Source organism: Pseudogulbenkiania sp. FW507-F1 (assembly GCF_058781125.1).
Window position 1 is genome coordinate 26,196 of the sequence record NZ_JBYSWM010000011.1, and the last position, 19,451, is coordinate 45,646.

The 19,451-nt window shown below is 66.3% G+C and carries 17 protein-coding genes; 10 read left to right on the forward strand and 7 right to left on the reverse strand.

Annotated elements, in window-relative coordinates:
• Positions 1-7 precede the first annotated feature (7 nt).
• Genes AC3WG5_RS09030 through AC3WG5_RS09040 form a run of 3 tightly spaced genes read right to left on the reverse strand, consistent with a single transcriptional unit; the run spans position 8 to position 1,444 of the window.
• A complete protein-coding gene (locus AC3WG5_RS09030; protein WP_492568456.1) occupies positions 8-463 on the reverse strand; it encodes a DUF3592 domain-containing protein in 456 nt (151 codons plus the stop codon).
• Complete coding sequence (gene ruvX, locus AC3WG5_RS09035) at positions 463-891, reverse strand: Holliday junction resolvase RuvX (RefSeq protein ID WP_008955611.1); 429 nt, start codon at positions 889-891, stop codon at positions 463-465. Before ruvX ends, AC3WG5_RS09030 begins: the two co-directional genes overlap by 1 nt.
• Positions 884-1,444 carry a YqgE/AlgH family protein gene (locus tag AC3WG5_RS09040; RefSeq protein ID WP_482583312.1) on the reverse strand — a complete coding sequence of 187 codons (561 nt, stop codon included), beginning with the start codon at positions 1,442-1,444 and terminating at the stop codon, positions 884-886. The genes ruvX and AC3WG5_RS09040 overlap by 8 nt, the downstream gene beginning before the upstream one ends.
• Positions 1,445-1,544: 100 nt before the next feature.
• Here AC3WG5_RS09040 and smc point away from each other — a divergent pair, with 100 nt between their 5' ends.
• Entirely contained in the window at positions 1,545-5,030 is a 3,486-nt protein-coding gene (smc, locus tag AC3WG5_RS09045; RefSeq protein ID WP_492568457.1) for a chromosome segregation protein SMC, read from the forward strand.
• A gap of 58 nt (positions 5,031-5,088) precedes the next feature.
• On the opposite strand, the gene AC3WG5_RS09050 is transcribed toward smc, so the two are convergent.
• The 4 genes from AC3WG5_RS09050 to AC3WG5_RS09065 form a co-directional block, all read right to left on the reverse strand.
• A complete protein-coding gene (locus AC3WG5_RS09050) occupies positions 5,089-5,661 on the reverse strand; it encodes a YceI family protein (protein ID WP_492568458.1) in 573 nt (190 codons plus the stop codon).
• A gap of 199 nt (positions 5,662-5,860) precedes the next feature.
• Complete coding sequence (locus tag AC3WG5_RS09055) at positions 5,861-6,409, reverse strand: YceI family protein (RefSeq protein ID WP_492568459.1); 549 nt, start codon at positions 6,407-6,409, stop codon at positions 5,861-5,863.
• Positions 6,410-6,438: 29 nt separating this feature from the next.
• A complete protein-coding gene (locus AC3WG5_RS09060; RefSeq protein ID WP_492568460.1) occupies positions 6,439-6,984 on the reverse strand; it encodes a cytochrome b in 546 nt (181 codons plus the stop codon).
• Complete coding sequence (locus AC3WG5_RS09065; RefSeq protein ID WP_492568461.1) at positions 6,971-7,438, reverse strand: MarR family winged helix-turn-helix transcriptional regulator; 468 nt, start codon at positions 7,436-7,438, stop codon at positions 6,971-6,973. Before AC3WG5_RS09065 ends, AC3WG5_RS09060 begins: the two co-directional genes overlap by 14 nt.
• Positions 7,439-7,760: 322 nt before the next feature.
• Here AC3WG5_RS09065 and AC3WG5_RS09070 point away from each other — a divergent pair, with 322 nt between their 5' ends.
• The 9 genes from AC3WG5_RS09070 (at position 7,761) to AC3WG5_RS09110 (ending at position 19,451) form a co-directional block, all read left to right on the forward strand.
• Positions 7,761-8,927 (forward strand): cell division protein ZipA C-terminal FtsZ-binding domain-containing protein, encoded by a 1,167-nt coding sequence (locus tag AC3WG5_RS09070; RefSeq protein ID WP_014085833.1) that lies wholly within the window; start codon positions 7,761-7,763, stop codon positions 8,925-8,927.
• A 62-nt stretch (positions 8,928-8,989) separates the two neighbouring features.
• Positions 8,990-11,425: an NAD-dependent DNA ligase LigA gene (ligA, locus tag AC3WG5_RS09075; RefSeq protein ID WP_492568462.1), complete on the forward strand. Its 2,436-nt coding sequence runs from the start codon at positions 8,990-8,992 to the stop codon at positions 11,423-11,425.
• A complete protein-coding gene (locus tag AC3WG5_RS09080) occupies positions 11,422-12,900 on the forward strand; it encodes a tetratricopeptide repeat protein (protein WP_492568463.1) in 1,479 nt (492 codons plus the stop codon). Before ligA ends, AC3WG5_RS09080 begins: the two co-directional genes overlap by 4 nt.
• 32 nt (positions 12,901-12,932) lie before the next feature.
• A complete protein-coding gene (gene galU / locus AC3WG5_RS09085; RefSeq protein ID WP_492568464.1) occupies positions 12,933-13,805 on the forward strand; it encodes a UTP--glucose-1-phosphate uridylyltransferase GalU in 873 nt (290 codons plus the stop codon).
• A gap of 66 nt (positions 13,806-13,871) precedes the next feature.
• Entirely contained in the window at positions 13,872-14,414 is a 543-nt protein-coding gene (locus AC3WG5_RS09090) for a hypoxanthine-guanine phosphoribosyltransferase (protein ID WP_008955600.1), read from the forward strand.
• Between the two features lie 115 nt (positions 14,415-14,529).
• Complete coding sequence (locus AC3WG5_RS09095; protein ID WP_492568465.1) at positions 14,530-15,267, forward strand: S-methyl-5'-thioinosine phosphorylase; 738 nt, start codon at positions 14,530-14,532, stop codon at positions 15,265-15,267.
• A gap of 193 nt (positions 15,268-15,460) precedes the next feature.
• Positions 15,461-16,879, forward strand: a complete 1,419-nt coding sequence (locus AC3WG5_RS09100; protein WP_492568466.1) for a class I adenylate-forming enzyme family protein — start codon at positions 15,461-15,463, stop codon at positions 16,877-16,879.
• On the forward strand, positions 16,876-18,255 hold the full coding sequence (locus AC3WG5_RS09105) for an aldehyde dehydrogenase family protein (RefSeq protein WP_482583303.1): 1,380 nt from the start codon (positions 16,876-16,878) through the stop codon (positions 18,253-18,255). The genes AC3WG5_RS09100 and AC3WG5_RS09105 overlap by 4 nt, the downstream gene beginning before the upstream one ends.
• A gap of 83 nt (positions 18,256-18,338) precedes the next feature.
• Entirely contained in the window at positions 18,339-19,451 is a 1,113-nt protein-coding gene (locus AC3WG5_RS09110) for a radical SAM protein (RefSeq protein ID WP_492568467.1), read from the forward strand.

Here is a 19,451-nt window from a genome sequence, read left to right on the forward strand (position 1 = left end):
TCCCTGCCTAATCCTCACCCTTCAGCAGCAGCACCAGGCCAGCCGCCGCGACGAGCAGCGTCAGCGCCTTGCCGGCCCAGGCGGTCCAGTGCTCCCCAGGCTCCAGGCAGGCTTCCTGCGGCCGTTCCGGGTTGTAGTAGACGCGTACCACCGCGCCGTTCGGGTACTGCTTCAGGACCGCTTCGGCCTGATCGCGGCTTTGCATCGCGCCGGGGTTGGGGTAGCGGCGGATGGTGGATTCGAGGGTGACGCCGCCGACGCTGTAGCGGTAGCGCAACTGCGGCAGATAGTCGTCGCGATTGCCGTCGCCGCCGTTGTGGGAGCGGATGTCGAGACGGCTCTCCACGATGGTGCCGCTGGCCGACGGCCAGTGCGTGGCGCTCTGCCCCTTCTCGCCCAGTTTCCACAGGTAGAGGAAAGCCGCACCGCCGATCAGCAGCAGCGCGAGCGCGATCAGGCGCATCACACCGCTTCGCCCGGTTGTTCGAACCAGGTCTGCAGGATGGCCTGCGCCGCGACCTGGTCGAGCGCCGGCTTCTGCTTGCGGCCACGCACCCCGGCTTCGTTGAGCAGGCTTTCCGCGATCAGCGAGGTGTGGCGCTCGTCGACCAGCCACACCGGCAGCCCGAAGCGGCCCTTGAGGCGGTTGGCGAAGCGGCGCGAGAGCCGGGTCAGGTCGTGCTCGGTGCCGTCGGCGTGCACCGGCAGGCCGACCACCAACTGCGCCGGCCGCCATTCCTCGATCAGCTTGCCGATGGCGGCGAAGCGCTGCTCGGTGATTTCGGTGTCGATGGTGGTGAGTGGATGGGCGATGCCGAGCAGCGTCTCCCCCATGGCGACGCCGATGCGGCGTTCGCCGAAATCGAAGGCCAGCGTGGTTCCGTCAGGCATGGCCGCAATCGGTGGAGAGCAAGGTGGGGTCGAATCCCAGCAGCGCCATGGCGGCGTCGTAGCGTTCTTCGGCGGGCAGCGCAAAGATGATGTGCGGATCGGCGTTGACCGTCAGCCAGCCGTTGTTGCGGATTTCCTCTTCCAGCTGGCCGCTCGACCAGCCGGAGTAGCCCAGGCTCACCATCATGGTGTCCGGGCCCTTGTTCTCGGACACCGCCACCAGTACGTCCTTGGAGGTGGTGAGTGCCAGCTCGTCGGTGACCAGCAGGCTGGTCTGCCAGTTGCCGACCGGCATATGCAGCACGAAGCCGCGCTCCGGCTGCACCGGTCCGCCGAAGTAGACCGGCTCGCCCTGCAGCGCTTCTTCGGTCAGCGGCAGGTCGATCTGGTCGAACAGCTGGGCCATGGCGATGCCGGAGGGCTTGTTGACGATGATGCCCATGGCGCCGTGTTCGCCGTGCTCGCAAAGATACACCAGCGAGCGCGCAAACAGCGGGTCGGTCATGCCGGGCATGGCGATCAGGAACTGATTGGACAGGGAGAGGGCTTCCATGAAGCCATTATGGCACAACTCGTGACGGGCACCAGCGGGCGACGCCGCCGCCCGCCTGTCGTAAAATGCGCGCTTCCGCTCCCTTTGCTGCGAGGACGTCTTGCGTCTCACCCATATCAAACTGTCGGGCTTCAAGTCCTTTGTCGATCCCACCGCGATCCCTGTGCCGGGCCAACTGGTGGCGGTGATCGGCCCGAACGGGTGCGGCAAGTCCAACGTGATCGACGCGGTGCGCTGGGTGCTGGGCGAGTCGTCGGCCAAGCAGCTGCGCGGCGAATCGATGCAGGACGTGATCTTCAACGGTTCTTCCACGCGCAAGCCGGTGAGCCGCGCCTCGGTCGAGCTGGTGTTCGACAACGGCGACGGCCAGCTCACCGGGCCGTGGGGGCAGTACGCCGAGGTGGCGATCAAGCGCGTGCTGACGCGCCAGGGCGAGTCCAGCTACTACATCAACAACCAGCAGGTGCGCCGCCGCGACATCACCGACCTGTTCCTCGGCACCGGGGTTGGTGCGCGCGGCTACGCGGTGATCGAGCAGGGCATGATTTCGCGCATCATCGAGGCGCGCCCGGAGGAGCTGCGCGCCTACCTGGAGGAAGCGGCCGGAGTGTCCAAGTACAAGGACCGGCGGCGCGAAACCGAGAACCGCCTGGCCGACACCCGCGACAACCTGGATCGTATCGGTGATCTGCGCCAGGAGCTGGAGCGGCAGGTCGAGAAGCTGACCGAGCAGGCCGAGGTGGCGGCGCAGTTCCATGACTTGAAAGGGGCGCTGACCCACAAGCAGAACCTGCTGGCGCTGGCGCGTCGCGAAGAGGCTGCGCGCACCGAGGCCGCCGCGCGTGCCGAGCTGGCGCGCATCGAAACCGAGGAAGCGGCGCAGGAGGCGGCGCTGACCCATCTGGACACCGAGCTGGAAACGGTGCGCGAGCAGCACTTCGCCGCCAGCGACGCGGTGCACGAGGCGCAGCAGGCGCTATTCGAGGCCAACGCCCAGCTGGCGCGCCTGGAAGAGGCGCAACGCCATCGCGAACAAAGTCGCGCCCGGCTCACGCGCGAACTGGCCAGCGCCAGCAGCGAGCGGCAAACGTTGGCCGAAAGCCGCGCCCTGGTGGCGGCCCAGCTCGACGACTGGTTGCCGCGCCACGAGGAGGCGCAGCTCAAGCTGGAGGAGGCGCAGCTGGCGCTGGAGGATGGCGCCGACGCGCTGCCGCGCGCCGACGGGGCGTTCCGCCAGGCCGACCAGGCGCTGACCCAGCTCACCAGCCAGCAGGCCAACCTGACGCGCGAGCGCGACCTGGGGCGCCAGCGCATCGAGCATTTGAACCAGGCGCTGCAGCAGCTGGCGACGCGCGAGGCGGCGCTGACGCGCGAGCTGGCCGACCTCAACCTGCCCGAGCCGGCGGCGCTGGCGGCGGCCGAGGCCGAGGTGGCGCGCGCCCGTGCCGCGCTCGACGCGGTGCGCGCCCGCGTGGTGGCGGACGAAGCCAAGCTGGCCGACCTGGCCGCCGAGCGCGAAAAGCTCGACGAGACGCTGGCCGAGCAGCGCGCCCAGCTGGCGCGGGCCGAGGCCGAGGCGGCGGCGTTGCAGGCGGTGCTGGCGCGCGAGGCGGCCGGCGAGCAACTGGCCGGCTGGCTGGCGCAGCAGGGCCTGGCCGAGGCGCCGGCGCTGTGGCAGTCGCTCGACGTCGATCCCGCCTGGCGCGTGGCGCTGGAGGCGGTGCTGGCTGAACGGCTGACCGCACGTGCCGGCCAGTTGCCGGATACCCTGCCGCCGGCCCCGCTCTGTCTGGTGGACAGCGCAATGCACGCCGTGTCGCGTGCTGGCCGGTCCTGGCCGGCACTGCTCGATTGCGTCAAGGCCGATGACGCGTTCGCGGCCGTGCTCGTCGATTGGCTCGCCGGCGTGTACTGCGCCGAGACCCTGGAGCAGGCGCTGGCACGGCGCGCGGAACTGGCCGCCGGTGAATGCTGGGTGACGCCGCAAGGGCATCGTGTCGGCGCCGCCAGCGTCAGTTTCCACGCCGCCGCCAGCGACGACGGGGTGATGGCGCGCAAGGGCGCGCTCGACGCCGCGCTGCAACGTGCCGCCGAGCTGCAGCCGGCGCTCGATGCCGGCCAGCGCAGGCGTGAAACGCTGCAAAGCCAGAGCGCCATGTTGGCCGAAGCGGTGCGCGCCCAGAAGGGAGCGCTGACCCGCCTCGAAGCCGAGCTCAACGCGGTGACGCTGGAGCAGGTCAAGCTCGACCAGGCGGCGCGCCAGGGGGCGGCGCGGCTCGCCGCGATCGAGGCCGAGCGCCAGCGCATCGCCGACGAGCGCACCCATGCCGCGGAGGAGATCGACGAGGCCGGCATCGGCAGCGAGGAAGCGGCGCTGGTGCTGGAGGAGCTGGTGGAGGCGCTGGAAGACGCGCGGCTGGCGCGGCTCAACGCCGAGACCGGCTTGCAACTGGCACGCAACAAGACGCGCGACGCCGAGCGCCTGGTGCACGAGGCGCGCCTCGAGCTGACCACCGCCGAGCAGAAGGTGGGCGAACTGGCGCGTCGCGCCAAGGAACTGGAAGAACGCGACGACCAGCTGGCTGAACGGCTCGAAACGTTGGCCGAAGAGGCCTTGACGGTGGACGAGGCGGTGCCGGAGGAGGCGCTGCAACTGGCGCTGGAACAGCGCGATGAGCGCGACACGCAACTGGCCGCGGTGCGTGACCGGCTCAACGGCCTGACCGAGCAACTGCGCCAGCTCGGCCAGCGCCAGCACGACGTCAGCGCCGCGCTGCCGGCGTTGCGCAACGCCCGCGCCGACTGGCTGCTGAAACACCAGGAAGCACGGCTCGGCGTCGAGCGCTTCAGCGAGGAGCTCAAGGAAGCCGGAGCCGACGAGGCGGCGCTGCTGGCCGACCTGACTGACGCCATCAAACCCAACACGCTGGCGGCCGAGATCGCGCGCCTGGCGCGCGCGCTGGAAAACCTCGGCGCGGTCAACCTGGCGGCGCTCGACGAGTTGCAGCAGGCACGCGAACGCGGCGACTACCTGGCCAGCCAGTCCGACGACCTGCTGCAGGCGATGGCCACGCTGGAGGAGGCGATCGCCAAGATCGACGGCGAGACGCGCGACATGCTGCAGTCCACCTACGACGCGGTCAACGCCAAGATGAGCGAATTCTTCCCGACGCTGTTCGGCGGCGGCCGCGCCGAGCTGATGCTGACCGGCGAGGACCTCCTGGACGCCGGGGTGCAGATCATCGCCCAGCCGCCGGGCAAGAAGAACAGCACCATCCACCTGCTCTCCGGCGGCGAGAAGGCGCTCACCGCGATGAGCCTGGTGTTCTCACTGTTTAGCCTCAACCCGGCGCCGTTCTGCCTGCTCGACGAGGTCGACGCCCCGCTCGACGACGCCAATACCAGCCGCTTCTGCGACCTGGTCAAGCGCATGGCGGAGCGTACCCAGTTCCTCTACATCTCGCACAACCGCCTGACCATGGAGATGGCCGAGCAGCTGGTCGGCGTCACCATGCAGGAACAGGGCGTCAGCCGCATCGTGGCGGTGGACATCGTCGAGGCGCTACAGATGCGCGAGACCGCCTGAGAAAAACAAACAGCCCGCCAATCAGGCGGGCTGTCGTCATTGCTACGGAGCGCGGGGCTTACTCGGCCTTGACGGCTTCGATCGCCACTTTCAGCACCACGTCGTCGGCGATGGCCGGCAGGAAGGTCTTCATGCCGAAGTCGCTGCGCTTGATCACGGTCTCGGCGTTGGCACCGTAGGTCTGCTTGCCGGTCATCGGGTTCGGCTTGCCGCCGAACTGGGTGACTTTCAGCGTGACCGGCTTGGTCACACCGAGGATGGTCAGGTCGCCCTTCAGTGCGGTCAGCTTGTCGCCGGCGAACTCCAGGTTCTTGGACTTGAAGGTGATGGTCGGGTACTGCGCCACGTTGAAGAAGTCCTTGCTCTTCAGGTGCTTGTCGCGGTCCGGCAGGAAGGTCTGCAGCGAGTCGGTGTCGATGGTGATGTCGACCGCGCCTTTCTTGGCGGCGCTGTCGAGCTCGACCTTGCCGCTGGTCTTGGTGAAGGTGCCGGACTGGACCGAGAAGCCCAGGTGGTTCACTTCGTACTGGGCGAAGGTATGGGTCGGGTCGACGTTGTAGGTCACCGGGGCGGCGAGGGCGGCGGTGCTCAGGCCGGCCAGGGCGGCGGCGATCAGGGTCTGCTTCATCATGTCTTACTTTCTCCTGCTGGTTGCTTGGAACCTGCTCACGATCCTGCTGCGCGATCCCTGATCGGGGTTCATGTGCACTGCGTGCGAATCTATTGATTCGCTCAGCGATCAGAAATCCTCATGGACGGCGTGTCCATTCCGATTTCTGTGCTGCTCTTCACCCCGCTGAGGGCCGCTCGCGACGGATCGTGAACAGGTCCTACTTGGTCGCGGCCGGGAAAGCCACGCGGAATTTGATCTGCACTTCGTCGGCAACGGTGCCGGTATCGGTCCAGTCGCCTTCACCGATCTTGAAGGCCAGACGGGACACCGGCATCACGCCTTCCACCACGCTCAGGGCGCCTTGCTGTTTCAGCGTGAACGGCGCGCTGACGTCGCGGGTGATGCCCTTGAGCGTGAGTTTGCCGGTCACCTGGTAGCGGTTGGGGCCGGCGCTCTTGATGCTGCTCGACACGAAGCGCGCGGTCGGGAACTGGCCGGCGTTGAACCACTCCTTCTTCTTGGCCTCGGCTTCCGCGTCGCGCGTCGGCAGGCTGATGCTGCCGGTCTGGATGGTGATGTCGGCCTTGCCGGCCTCCGGCTTGGCCGGGTTCAGCTCGACGTTGGCCGAAAAGCTCTTGAAACCGCCGTCGACCGGCGTGCCCAGTTGTTTCATGGCGAAGCCGATGCGGCTTTGGGTCAGGTCGGCCGGCGCGGCGAAGGCCAGCGGGGTCGCCAGCAGCAGGGCGGCGGAAATCAGCACTCTCATGTCGGGTCTCGGTAGCAAAGTTGTGAAGGTCAGGCGCGCGGCTGTTTCAGGCTCATGCGGAACAGCAGGCCGTCGCGGTCGATGAAGTGGTGCTTGAACGCCACCAGCACGTGGCCGGCCACGGCCAAGGCCAGCGTCCAGTTGAGCAGTTCATGCACTTCCTTGAGCTGATGGGCCAAGGTCTCGTTGGCCGCGATCAGGTCGGGCAGCGGGAGCAGGCCAAGATAGACCACCGGGATGCCGTAGGCCGAGCTCATCAACCAGCCGGTCAGCGGCACCGCCAGCATCAGCGCGTACAGCGCCAGATGCCCGCCCTTGGCGGCCAGTTGCGCCAGCGGCGACATCGTCCCGGGCAGCGCCGGTGCCGGCCACAGCAGTCGCCCTGCGAGACGCAATGCCAGCAGCGCCAGCACGCTGATGCCCAGCCACTTGTGCCAGCCGATCAGCTTGAACTTGGTCGGCGACAGCGGCATGCCGGACAGGGTCAGGCCCAGGCCGAACCCCACCACGATCAGCAGCGCCACCAGCCAGTGCAGCAGGATGGACGGGGTGGCGTAACGTTCAGGTCGATTCATTTTCTTGTTTCTCCAAAGCCTGGTTGAGTACCGTCTTCAACCCCGCCAGCTGGTTCGACCAGAGCTGGAGCTGGTCGCGGCTGCACTGGCTGAAGGCCTGGTGCATGTAGTCGCAGTGTGCCGGAAACACCTGGCGGAACAATTCCTCCCCGGCACTGGTCAGGGATAGGAACACGCTGCGGCGATCCTCGGGCCGCTCCTGGCGCGTCACCACGCCTTTTTCGGCGAGTCGGTCGATCACGCCGGTCAGGGTGCCCTTGGTGATCAGGGTTTTTTCCGAGAGCTCCTTGCAGCTCATGCCCGGCGTGTTGCCGAGCGTGGCGATCACGTCGAACTGCGGCGGGGTCAGGCCGAGTTCGCGCACGTGACGTGCCGAGTACTGTTCGAACGCCTGGAAAGCGCGCACCAGCTCCCGAATGACGGGGAGAACGTCGGTCTTGTAAACGGTATCCACGGGCAGTCCTGTTTTGGTTCGTATTAGTTTAGTTCTAACTAGTACTAAATGGCAAGTGCCACGCTTTCCCCGGTGCCAGCAGGCTGCTGGGACACGACGTTGGCGTGAATGGTTCGCCATGAACATGACAAATACGCGCCGCCAGAGGCGAAAAGGGCCGGGACGGATGACAAATCGCTATCGATTTGGCGGTTTTGCTATGGAAGGGACGAGGCGTGAAGTGGTAAGGTTCGGGTGAAACGATTGACAACGTGATAGCTGTGTCAAGCATCCCCTTCCGATATAATGCTTCGGGATTATTCGCCTTAACGCGGACGGGCTAATGAGCGAATTGCAGATAGGTTTACTGGCGTTGGGCGCGGCCGTGGTCGGCCTCGTCTACGGATTCAACGTGTTGCAGGAGTGGCGCTTTCGCAAGAAAACGCGCCAGGCCTTTGCGCGTCATCATGACGACGTGCTGTTGAACGTCCCCAAGAACAACGTGCGCGACGGCGTCAAGGCGACCCGGCTGGAGCCGGTGCTGGTCGACGCGGCTGGCGCCGACAACGAGCCGGAAGCACCGGGCTTCGAACCGGAACTGCCTCCGCTCGACCCCCACGACATCCCCGAACTGCCACGGCTGGACGACGATATCGACCTGGAAGAGGAGACCGATTTCGCCTTCGACTCGGCCGACCACCAGGCCCTGGTGGTGGCGATGCTCGACCCCTCGCTCGACTTCATCGCCGAAGTGGTGTTCCACCAGTCGCATGAACTGGCCGCGATGCCGCGCTTCAACGTCGCCAAGCGTGTGCAGATCATCGGCCGCACCGAAAAAGGCCTGTGGAAGCCGGCCGAGATTCTGCCCGGCACCCGTTACAAGCAACTCAATATCGGCCTGCAGCTGGTCGATCGCGGCGGCGCCGTGACCGAACAGGAGCTGGCGAGCTTCTGCCAGCAGGTGTCGCGTTTCGCCGACGAGCACAACGCCGCGGTCAGCTTCCCGCAGCGACAGCAGAAACTGGTGGCGGCACGCGAACTGGACCGTTTCTGCTCCGAGGTCGACATGCTGATCGGCATCAACATCGTGCCGCGCCAGCCGATCGACGGCGCACGGCTGCGCAGCTTCAGCGAAGCCGGCGGACTGCAGCTGGAGCCGGACGGCGCGTTCCACTACCTGGCCGATTCCGGCAACTCGCTCTACTCGCTGGCCGCTGCCGACCAGACGCCGTTCAGCTACCACAACCTGCTCGACCACTCCTTCGCCGCACTGACGCTGCTGTTCGACGTGCCGCGCGTGGCCGGGGGCGTCGAAGTGTTCGACCGCGCGCTGGAGTTCGCCCAGCAGCTGGCGCACGAGTTTGACGCGCAGCTGGTCGACGACAACCATCGCGTACTGTCCGACGTTGGGCTGACCCGCATCCGCGACCAGCTGCAGCATATCTACGGCAGCATGGACGATCGTGGCATCGCGCCGGGCAGCGTGGCTGCACTGCGCCTGTTTGCTTGAACCAGGATCTTCAGGAATGACCGGCCGGCTCTGATGCCGGCTTTTTTGCTATGGGTTTGACAATGTCGCAATCGAACGAGCGCGAACAGGCGGTGCAGCGCATCGCCGAACTGGTGCCGCTCTTGAACCGCTACAGCCGCGAATACTACGAACGGGATGCGCCGACGGTGCCGGACGCCGAGTACGACCGCCTGTACCGCGAGCTGGAGGCGCTGGAGGCGGCTCATCCCGAGCTGCACCGCGCCGACTCGCCGACCCTGCGTGTCGGCGGCGCGCCGCTGGCCGAGTTTTCCAGCGTGACCCATGCCGTGCCGATGCTGTCGCTGAACAACGCCTTCTCCGACCTCGATGCCGCCGACTCCGAGCAGCGCCACGCCGAGCTGATCCAGTTCGACGAGCGCGTGCGCAAGGCGCTGGGGGCGGCGGAGGTCGAGTACGCGGTGCAGCCCAAGTTCGACGGACTGGCGGTCAGCCTGGTCTACCGCGACGGCGTGCTGGTGCAGGGTGCCACCCGTGGCGATGGTTTCTCCGGCGAGAACGTCACCGAGAACCTGCGCACCGTGCGGGCCATCCCGCTGCGTCTGGCCATCGAACACCCGCCGGCGCTGCTGGAAGTGCGCGGCGAGGTGCTGATGCTCAAGCGTGATTTCGAGCAGCTCAACGCCGAGCAGGCCGCGCGCGGCGACAAGACTTTCGCTAACCCGCGCAACGCCGCCGCCGGCAGCCTGCGCCAGCTCGATTCGCGCATCACCGCGCGGCGCCGGCTGTCGTTCTTCGCCTACGCCATCGCCCAGGTCGAGGGCGCCGACTGGCCGACCTCGCACCAGGCCGAGCTCGACTGGCTGCACCGGCTCGGCATCCCGCTGGTGCCGGCCGACCTGCGCCCGGTGGTGCGTGGCGTGGCAGGGCTCGCCGCCTACTACGAGGCCATCCTGCGCCAGCGTGCCAGCCTGCCGTACGACATCGACGGCGTGGTGTACAAGGTCAACGACCGTGCCCAGCAGGAGGCGCTCGGCTTTGTCTCGCGCGCGCCGCGCTGGGCCATCGCCCACAAATTCCCTGCCGAGGAGGCGCTGACCCTGGTCGAGGCGATCGAGGAGCAGGTCGGCCGCACCGGCGCCATCACGCCGGTGGCGCGTCTCAAGCCCGTCTTCGTCGGCGGCGTCACCGTCACCAACGCCACGCTGCACAACGAGGACGAGGTGCGGCGCAAGGACGTGCGCGTCGGCGATACCGTGATCGTGCGCCGAGCCGGCGACGTCATCCCCGAGGTGGTTGCCGTGGTGCTGGAGCGCCGGCCGATGCGTCCGGTGGCCGGCGGCGACCTGTTCAGCAGCGGCGACGAGCCGCAATATCCGGCCTACCGTCTGCCGACCACCTGCCCCGTATGCGGCAGCCACGTGGTGCGCGAGGAGGGCGAGGCGATTGCGCGCTGCTCCGGTGGCCTGATCTGCCGCGCCCAGCGCAGCCAGGCGATCCAGCATTTCGCCGGGCGCCGCATGATGGACATCGACGGCCTGGGCGAGCGCTACATCGACAACCTGGTCGAGTTCGGTTACGTCAACAGCGTCGCCGACCTCTACACCCTTCAGCTTGCCGATCTCTTGGAAATGAAGCGTCGCGCCGACGAGCGCGACGGGGTGGTGCCGGAAACGGTGCAGAAGGGCCAGATCGCCACCAAGTGGGCCGAGAACCTGCTCGCCGCCATCGCCGCCAGCCGCCGTCCGACGCTGGCGCGGCTGCTGTTCGCGCTCGGCATCCGCCACGTCGGCGAATCCACCGCCAAGACCCTGGCCGACTGGCTCGGGCGTCTCGCACTGATTCGCCGGGCCCCGGCACCGCTCTTGGCCGCGCTGCCCGACATCGGCGGCGTGGTGGCCGAGGCCATCGCCGACTTCTTCGCCGAGGACAACAACGAGACGGTGCTCGAGGCCCTGCTGCGCCATGTCGAACCTGGCGACGAGCACGCGCCGTCGCCCAAGTTGGCCGAACGACTGCAGCCGGCGGCGTTGCTGGCGCGGCTCGGCATCCCGCGCCTGACCGAACTGCGCAGCCAGCAGCTGGCCGGCCAGATCGCCGGCCTCGCCGCCCTGGCGGCCAGCGAGCGGCGCGAGCTGATGCAGCTCGATCTGCCAGCCGACGTCTTCAACGCCCTGGCCGATTGGCTCGACGAGCCGGGCCGGCGTGCCGAGCTGAGCCAACTCGCCTCGCTGGTGGACGCTATCCTGGCCGACCTGCCCACGCAGCCGTCTTCGGCCAACCTGGTGCTGGAGGGCAAGACCCTGGTGCTGACCGGCACGCTGCCCACGCTGTCGCGCGACCAGGCCAAGGAGCTGATCGAGGCGGCCGGCGGCAAGGTGGCCGGCAGCGTGTCGAAGAAAACCCACTACGTGGTGGCTGGTGAGGCGGCGGGCAGCAAGCTCGCCAAGGCCGAGGAGCTCGGCGTGCCGGTGCTCGACGAGGCCGGCCTGCTAGCGCTGCTGGAGCGGGCGGAGTGAGTCCGAAAACGGAGAACATCATGGCGGAGACGGTGGCGGAAGCGTTCGAGAGGGGGAACCGGCTGGCGGCGGCGGGGCAGTTCGAGGAGGCCATTGCCGCCTTCGACCGCTGTCTTGCTCTCGATGCCGATGACTGGCAGGCGCTGGCCAACCGCGGCAACGCCAGGGTGAAGCTCAAGCGCTATCACCTGGCGCTGGACGATTACCTGCGTGCCGCCGCGCTCAACCCGGCCTCGGGCAGCGTCAAATGTAATCTGGCGGTGCTGCTCAAGGAGCTGGGCGAACTGACGTTGGCCGAAAGCCTGCTGCGCGAGCTGCTGGCGGCACAGCCCGATCATGTCGATGCCTGGAGCAACCTCGGCGTGGTGCTGCAATATGCCCTGCGTTATGACGAATCAGCCGCCTGCCAGCGACGGGCGATCGAGCTGGGCGGGCCATCGCCTGGCCGCTACAACAACCTGGCCAACGCTCTCAGCTGCGCCCTGCGACTGGACGACGCGGAGGCGGCCTACCGTGCCGGGCTGGAATTGGCGCCGGACGACGCCGACTTGCGTTTCAACCTGTCAATCGCCCTGCTGTTGCAGGGACGCTACCTCGACGCCTGGCCCTTGTACGAGGCGCGCTGGTCGTCGGTATTGGTGCCGCGCTACCGCGAACGTCGCTGGCAAGGCGAGCCGCTGGGCGGACGGACGCTGCTGCTATGGGCCGAGCAAGGGCTGGGTGACACCCTACAGATGGCGCGCTTTCTGCCCGTGCTGCGTCAGCAGCAACCCGACGCTCGCCTGGTGCTGGCGGTTCCGCGCACTTTCTTGCGGCTGTTCGGGCAATTCGACCGGGTCGAGCTGATCGACCTCGACGCGGCCGCCCCCCCGCACGATGTGCAGGTTCCGCTCATGTCGCTGCCGGGCGTGCTGGGCATCGAGCTGGAGACGCTGCCCACGGCGACTTATCTGCAGGCGCTGCCGGCCCGGCAGACGGGTCTTCCCGTTGCCGAGCCGGGGCGCCTGCGCGTCGGCGTGGTGTGGGAGACCGGCAGCTGGGGCGTCGGCATCGCCGACCACGGCCGGCAGAATAAATCGGTGCCGCTCGAACAGTTCTCTCGCCTGTTCGATATGCCGGGTGTCGACTTCATCTCGCTGCAGCTGGGCGAACTTCCCGCAGAGGTGGAGGGGCGGGTGCGGGCTCTGCCCATCACCGACTTTGCCGATACCGCCGAGGTTATCGACCAGCTCGACCTGGTGCTCAGCGTCGACACCTCGGTGGTGCATCTGGCCGGCGCCATGGGAAAGCCGGTGTGGGTGCTGATGCGAGCCGAAAGTGCGCCCTTCTTCATGGCCGGTGGCGAATCCAGCCCCTGGTATCCCTCCATGCGCATCCTGCGCCAGCGCCATCCTGGCGATTGGAGTGAGGTCATTGCGCGTGCAGGTCAAGAATTGGCCGCGCTCGGCTCGGCAAAGCACGCCGCCACGGGGTAAAATCCCCCCGATTCCATCAGAGAGCCGTAGAGATGAAGAAAATTACCAAAGCCGTGTTCCCGGTCGCCGGCATGGGCACCCGCTTCCTGCCCGCCACCAAGGCGAGTCCCAAGGAAATGCTGCCGGTGGTCGACAAGCCGCTGATCCAGTACGCGGTCGAGGAGGCCATCGCTGCCGGCATCACCGAGCTGATTTTCATCACCGGGCGTAACAAGCGCTCCATCGAAGACCATTTCGACAAGGCCTACGAGCTCGAAACCGAGCTGGAATACAAGAACAAGCAGAAGCTGCTGGACCTAGTGCAGGGCATCCTGCCGCCGTCGGTCACCTGCATCTACATCCGTCAGACCGAGGCGCTCGGCCTCGGCCACGCCGTGCTGTGCGCCCGGCCGGTGGTCGGCGACGAGCCGTTCGCGGTGATCCTGGCCGACGACCTGATCGACGGCGAGCCCGGCGCCATGGCGCAGATGGTCGAGACCTTCGACGAGCAGCAGTGCTCGGTGCTGGGGGTGGAAACCGTCGCGCCGGAAGAAACCGGCTCCTACGGCATCGTCGAAGTGCAGCGCGATGCCACTGGCTTGCAACGCATCAGCAGCATCGTCGAGAAGCCGCATCCGGACGTGGCGCCGTCCAACCTCGCCGTAGTGGGACGCTACATCCTGACCCCGCGCATCTTCGACAAACTGGCCAAGACCCAGGCCGGTGCCGGCGGCGAAATCCAACTCACCGACGGTATCGCCGAACTGCTCAAGGACGAAACCGTGCTGGCGCTGCCGTTCAACGGCGTACGCTACGATTGCGGCTCCAAGCTGGGTTACCTCAAGGCCACCATCAATTACGGTCTGAAACACCACGAGGTCGGCCGTGAATTCGCGGACTATCTCGCTACCTTCAACGCGCGCTGAGCGCTCCGCCCGACGGAACCAGCGCAGCCCCCGTTCGGGGGCTTCTTCTTTTGAATGGAGACAACCATGCCCAACGTCGCCGAAGCCCGTGGCATCCTGAACAGCTCGGACATCCTGTTTACCGCCGAAGAGGTCGACGCCGCCGTCGACCGCATGGCGCTCGACATCACCGCCAAACTGGGCGACAGCTACCCGCTCATCCTCTCCGTGATGGGGGGCGCCGTGGTGTTCACCGGCCAGTTGCTGCCGCGCCTGATCTTCCCGCTCGACTTCGACTACGTGCACGTCTCGCGCTACGGCGACAAGACCCAGGGCGGCGAACTGGTGTGGCGTCAGGCGCCGAAGGAAGACGTGCGCGACCGCGTGGTGCTAGTGCTCGACGACATCCTCGATGAAGGCCAGACCATGGCGGCGATCCGCGACAAGGTGATGGAGATGGGCGCGAAGAGCTTCTACAGTGCGGTATTCGCCAACAAATTAATCAGCAAGGAAAAGCCGATCGCAGCCGATTTCGTCGGCCTCGACGTACCAGACCGCTACGTGTTCGGCTACGGCATGGACGTGCGCGGCATCTGGCGCAACCTGCCGGCCATCCACGCGCTGAAATAAGCAAGCTGTAAGCCCCGGCGCATTTTCCCGCCGTCATTATTAAGCCATAATGGCGGCACAATAAGCCTTGCGTGGCCGGCGCTCGCCAGCCACGCTCTTGCCAAGGGGAACCGCCATGCTAGCCATCATCGGCGGCAGCGGGCTTGCCACGCTGCCCATTCTCGAAATTACCCATCGCCAAGTGGTGCGCACACCCTTTGGCGACCCCTCTTGCGCACTCACCTTCGGCCGCATCGGACAGGAAAACGTCGTCTTCCTGGCGCGCCACGGTTTTGGCCACTCCATCGCTCCCCACGAGATCAATTCCCGTGCCAATATCTGGGCCCTGCACAACCAGGGTGTCAGGGGCATCGTCTCGATCGGTTCGGTGGGCGGCATCGCCGTCAACCTGGAAACCGGCATGCTGGTGGTGCCGGACGACATCATCGATTACACCTGGGGACGCAAGCACACCTTCTTCGAAGGGCCGGACAAGCCGGTGGTGCACGTCGATTTCACCCGTCCCTACTGCCCTCATTTGCGCGCCCGCCTGCTGGCCGCGGCCCTGGGTGCAGGGGTGCCGATCGTGGACGGTGGCGTCTATGCCGTCGCCCAGGGCCCCCGTCTGGAGTCGCCGGCCGAGATCCGCCGCCTTGAGCGCGACGGCGCCACCATGGTCGGCATGACGGGTATGCCGGAGGCGGCGCTGGCCAAGGAAATGGGCATTCCCTACGCCCATGTGTGCATGGTGGTCAACAAGGCGGCCGGGCTCCAGCCTGGTGCCGATGAGATCGTGTTCGATCCCGGCGTGCTGCAGCAGTGCAAGAGCCGCATCGATGTTTTGTTGGAAACGCTGCTGGGGTGCACCGGCTAGCCGGCGCAAGCACAGGGTGTGGCTAGTACCCCGCTCAAGAGAGGGCGGGGCAGGAGCCTCATCGGGAGGTTGGCGGCGGAGGGCGGCGATAGCCGTCGATACCCGCCAGCCCTGATGTGCCATCGCCCGGAGAGGTGCTGACACGGTGGCGTGCAGGCTCCCGTCATCCCTGGCTCATCATGGAGAAAACACTATGCCTTCGACACGGTATGAATTTTTTGCGAATCTTTTCCTGCATGGCGAGGATTCACCGTTCCTGTTGCTCGATGGCGATAAAACCATCCATTACCGCGAGTTTTTCGAGCGGGCCGTCCGCCTGCTGAACCATCTGGTCCGCCAAGGTGCGCGCCATGGCGACCGGGTCATCATCGGGCTGGAGAATCGCCCCGAATATCTCGAACTGATCCTGGCCCTCGCCTTGGGCGGGATGACGGCCTGCCCGGTCGATCCGGCGGTGAGCGTGGCCCAGTTGGACAAGGCCAAGCGTGTCGCCAATGCCTCCATGGTGATCACCTCGTACGACCAGCTCGCCTATGCGCTCGACACCTCCATTCCCGACTGCGTTCACCAAGGCGGGATGTCCGATCCGTTCCTGGTGGTCTTTTCCTCCGGCACGACCGGGGCGCCGAAAGGCATCGTTCAGTCTCTGGAAAATTTCTTCGCCGCCGCCAAGGTGTTTGCCGGCGCGGTCGGCCTGCAGCCCGGACAGGTGACCCTGCACAATTGGCCGATGTTCTATAACGCGGGCTTGTTCAACCTGTTTGCTTGCCCCTTGCTCTCAGGCGGTGTCATTGCGGTGGGGAAACGCTTTGCGGCCAAAAACCTGGGCGATTTCTGGGCCGACCTGGCACGATTCCGGCCGGATTCTCTCTACCTGTCGCCGACTATGGCGGCCACGCTCGCCAAGACGTACCGGTTTTTCTCGGCGGATCTCGAGCCCCTCCAGCGCGCGCGCATCATTTCCACCAGTTCGATCCTGTATCCGGCCATCAAGGAAGAATTCCTGCGCGTGCTGGGCGCGCCTTTGCTGCCGTGCTTCGGCATCACCGAGCTGGGCGGGTCGTTCACCATCGGCGACGCCGATAGTGGCCCGTTCTCGGTCGGGAAGGTCATGGCGGACGTGGGCGTGCAGATCGACGATCAGGCCGATGGCGAGTTGCTGGTGCAATCGCCATATATGGCCCTGGGCTACCTCGCGGAAGGCGGTGGCATCAACTATTTCGACCGCCGGCAACCGTTCCGGACGGGCGACCTGGGCCATGTCAGTGATGGCGAACTTTATATTTCCGGTCGCAAGAAGGACTCCATCAAGAAGGGGGGCGAGATGATCAACCTCGCCGAGATCGAGGACATGGTCCACGCCACCCAACTGTGCGAAGAGTGCTATGCGGTTGGCAAGCCCGACCTGTTCTGGGGCGAAACCTACGACGTGTTCTTCGTGCCACCGGCCGGTGGCAATGCGCAGGCGATCAAGGACGAGCTGAGCCGCCTGTTCAATGCATCGTTGCCGCAGTCGCAACGGCCGGACCAGATTCATGCCGTGAGCGAGGTGCCGCGCACCTCGTCGGGCAAGCCGATCAAGCGGCTCATCAGCTACGAGGTAGCCCAGTGAGCGCATTGCTGACCACGCATGACCCCCGCACCGGACTGCCGGCGGCATCGTATCCCTGCGCCACGCCGGAGCAGGTCGCCCAGGTTTGCCGGCGGGCGCGTGATGCCTTTTTTAATCAATGGCGGGCCGTGCCGTCGATGGAGCGCGCGACGGCGCTACTCAGCGTGGCGGCGTTGCTGCGGGACCGGCTTGAGGAGTTTGCTGCCGCTGAAGCGCGCGATACCGGCAAGCCCCTGGATGTGGCGCGCGGCGAGGTGGCCGGTGCGGCGGGCCTGTGGGAGTACGCGGCGGCGCTGGCCCGGACCGAACACAGCGAGTGCCTGAGCACGGCCACGACCCAAGGGCTGGCCCTGACCCTGCGCGAGCCGATGGGCGTGGTGGGGCTGATCGTGCCGTGGAATTACCCGCTGATCACGGCTGCGGAGCGTATGCCCTTCGCCTTGGCGGCCGGCTGCTGCGTGGTGCTCAAGCCGAGCGAACTGGCAGCCGGCAGCCTGGCGTTGCTGGTCGAGGCGATGGCGAACAACCCCTTGTTCCCGCCTGGGGTGGTGCAGGTGCTGTTCGGCCAGGGCGATGCCGTCGGCCGGGCGCTGGTGGCCAATCCGGACGTCGACATGATCGCCTTCGTCGGCTCCACGGCGGCGGGGCGGGCCATCGAGTCGGCCGCCACGGCCACCGGCAAACGGGTGTCGGCCGAGCTGGGCGGCAACAACCACGTGCTGATCTACCCCGACGCCGACCTGCCGCGGGCGGCGCGGGCGGTGGTGGCCGGCGGTTTTCGCAACGGCGGACAGGCCTGCATCGCCGGCACGCACGTGCTGGTGGACCCGAGTGTTGCGGACGAGTGGGCGGTGCACCTGGAACAGGCGCTGCGCGAACGTTTCCCGGTAGGAGAGGCGGGGACGGCCGCGACGATCCAGCCCATGATTTCCGCCGCGCACAAGCAGCGCCTGCTGGACTTGATCGAACAGGCGCGGCCGGCCGGCTTCGTGCCCTTGCCGGGATCGCTGCTGGACGGGCCGGGCAACTTCCTGGGGCCGGTGGTGCTGGACCGGGTACCCTTGCACTCTCCGCTGCGGCAGCAGGAAATTTTTGGACCGGTCGTCACCGTGATGCGCGTCGAAGCCGATAAATTTCCGGCGATTCTGGCCGATAACCAGTATGGCTTGGCGGTGTATGTGTGGACGGCCGCCACGTCGGCCGCCCTTGCCGCCATCAGGCAGGTTCGGATCGGCCGTATCTGGGTCAACGCGGACCCCGAGTTCTGGCTGCCGGAGCTGCCGGTAGGCGGTTTTGCCGCCTCGGGTATCGGGCGGGAAGGCGGGGTCAAGGCGCTGGACACGTATTCCCTGCCCAAGTCGGTCCTCATTTTTTGATTGAACGGCCTCGGTCGTGAGCAATTCCACCTGTCGGGCCGGTCTCGCCACGACAGTGCGGGCAAACACTTAGGAGTGTGCATATGGGCCAGATTTCCCGCCCGCTTTCTCTGGTTGAAAAACTGAAGCAGGAGTCCGTGCAGGATTTCATCAACCGGTTTCTCTGGAACAAGAGCAACAACGCTCCTTTCGTGGTTGAACTGGATCCAACGACCGCCTGTAACCTGGCGTGCCATGACTGCATCAGCGCCAACCTGCTCAACCAGGGGGGGATAGACAACGAGCGTCTGCTGCGCCTGGCCGAAGAGTTTGCGGAGAGCGGGGTGCGTGCTGTAGTGCTGATCGGCGGCGGCGAGCCGATGGCGCACCCCAAGTTCGGGGCGCTGGTGAGCTCGTTGTACCAGTCCGGGGTCAAGGTCGGGGTCACTACCAACGGCACGCTGATGCATCGCTACATGGACGAGTGCATCACCATGACCAGCTGGCTGCGGGTATCGGTGGATGCAGGCAGTGAAGAAGTGTTCGCCGACTTCCGCCCGCACGCCAGTGGCAAGTCTCAGTTCAACCTGGTGATCGACAATATGCGGCAGATGGCCGAACGCAAGACCGGTCTCTTGGGCTATTCCTTCCTGCTGCTGTCGAAGTTCAATAGCGACGGCAGCCTGCTGCGCAGCAACGCCGTGGATATCGAAAAAGCCGCCCGCCTGGCCAAGGACATCGGCTGCGACTATTTCGAGGTCAAGCCGGCCTTCGACATGATGCACTTCCTGCAGCAGCAGGACCTGTCGGTGGTCGAGATGGTCAACCGCAACCTGAAGGCCATTCACGAGCTGGCCGACGACAACTTCAAGATCATCGCGCCGTTCACCCTGGAAGAGGCGCTGAAAGGCGTGGGCACCCAGATCAAGCCCTACAACCGCTGCCTGACCGCCGAGCTGCGCACGGTGATCACGCCGAGCGGCGCCTACGTGTGCCCGTACCACCGCGGCAACCTCAACATGCGCATCGGCGACGTCGCCAAGACCTCGCTGGAGGAGCTGTGGAAGGGCGATCGCCGGGCCCAGGTGATGACCCGAGTCGATCCGGCCAAGCACTGTACCTTCCACTGCATCCGTCACGAGTCCAATCTGCTGCTGGAGCGCATGGCGGCGGGCGAGGTGGTCGACACCGTACCGGACTTCGACCTGTTCATCTGA

Excerpts from the sequence above, each read along its gene's own strand:
- AC3WG5_RS09030 (WP_492568456.1), bottom strand. The coding sequence starts at position 463 with ATGCGCCTGATCGCGCTCGCGCTGCTGCTGATCGGCGGTGCGGCTTTC.
- ruvX (WP_008955611.1), bottom strand. The coding sequence starts at position 891 with ATGCCTGACGGAACCACGCTGGCCTTCGATTTCGGCGAACGCCGCATC.
- AC3WG5_RS09040 (WP_482583312.1), bottom strand. The coding sequence starts at position 1,444 with ATGGAAGCCCTCTCCCTGTCCAATCAGTTCCTGATCGCCATGCCCGGC.
- AC3WG5_RS09050 (WP_492568458.1), bottom strand. The coding sequence starts at position 5,661 with ATGATGAAGCAGACCCTGATCGCCGCCGCCCTGGCCGGCCTGAGCACC.
- AC3WG5_RS09055 (WP_492568459.1), bottom strand. The coding sequence starts at position 6,409 with ATGAGAGTGCTGATTTCCGCCGCCCTGCTGCTGGCGACCCCGCTGGCC.
- AC3WG5_RS09060 (WP_492568460.1), bottom strand. The coding sequence starts at position 6,984 with ATGAATCGACCTGAACGTTACGCCACCCCGTCCATCCTGCTGCACTGG.
- AC3WG5_RS09070 (WP_014085833.1), top strand. The coding sequence starts at position 7,761 with ATGAGCGAATTGCAGATAGGTTTACTGGCGTTGGGCGCGGCCGTGGTC.
- ligA (WP_492568462.1), top strand. The coding sequence starts at position 8,990 with ATGTCGCAATCGAACGAGCGCGAACAGGCGGTGCAGCGCATCGCCGAA.
- galU (WP_492568464.1), top strand. The coding sequence starts at position 12,933 with ATGAAGAAAATTACCAAAGCCGTGTTCCCGGTCGCCGGCATGGGCACC.
- AC3WG5_RS09090 (WP_008955600.1), top strand. The coding sequence starts at position 13,872 with ATGCCCAACGTCGCCGAAGCCCGTGGCATCCTGAACAGCTCGGACATC.
- AC3WG5_RS09095 (WP_492568465.1), top strand. The coding sequence starts at position 14,530 with ATGCTAGCCATCATCGGCGGCAGCGGGCTTGCCACGCTGCCCATTCTC.
- AC3WG5_RS09100 (WP_492568466.1), top strand. The coding sequence starts at position 15,461 with ATGCCTTCGACACGGTATGAATTTTTTGCGAATCTTTTCCTGCATGGC.
- AC3WG5_RS09110 (WP_492568467.1), top strand. The coding sequence starts at position 18,339 with ATGGGCCAGATTTCCCGCCCGCTTTCTCTGGTTGAAAAACTGAAGCAG.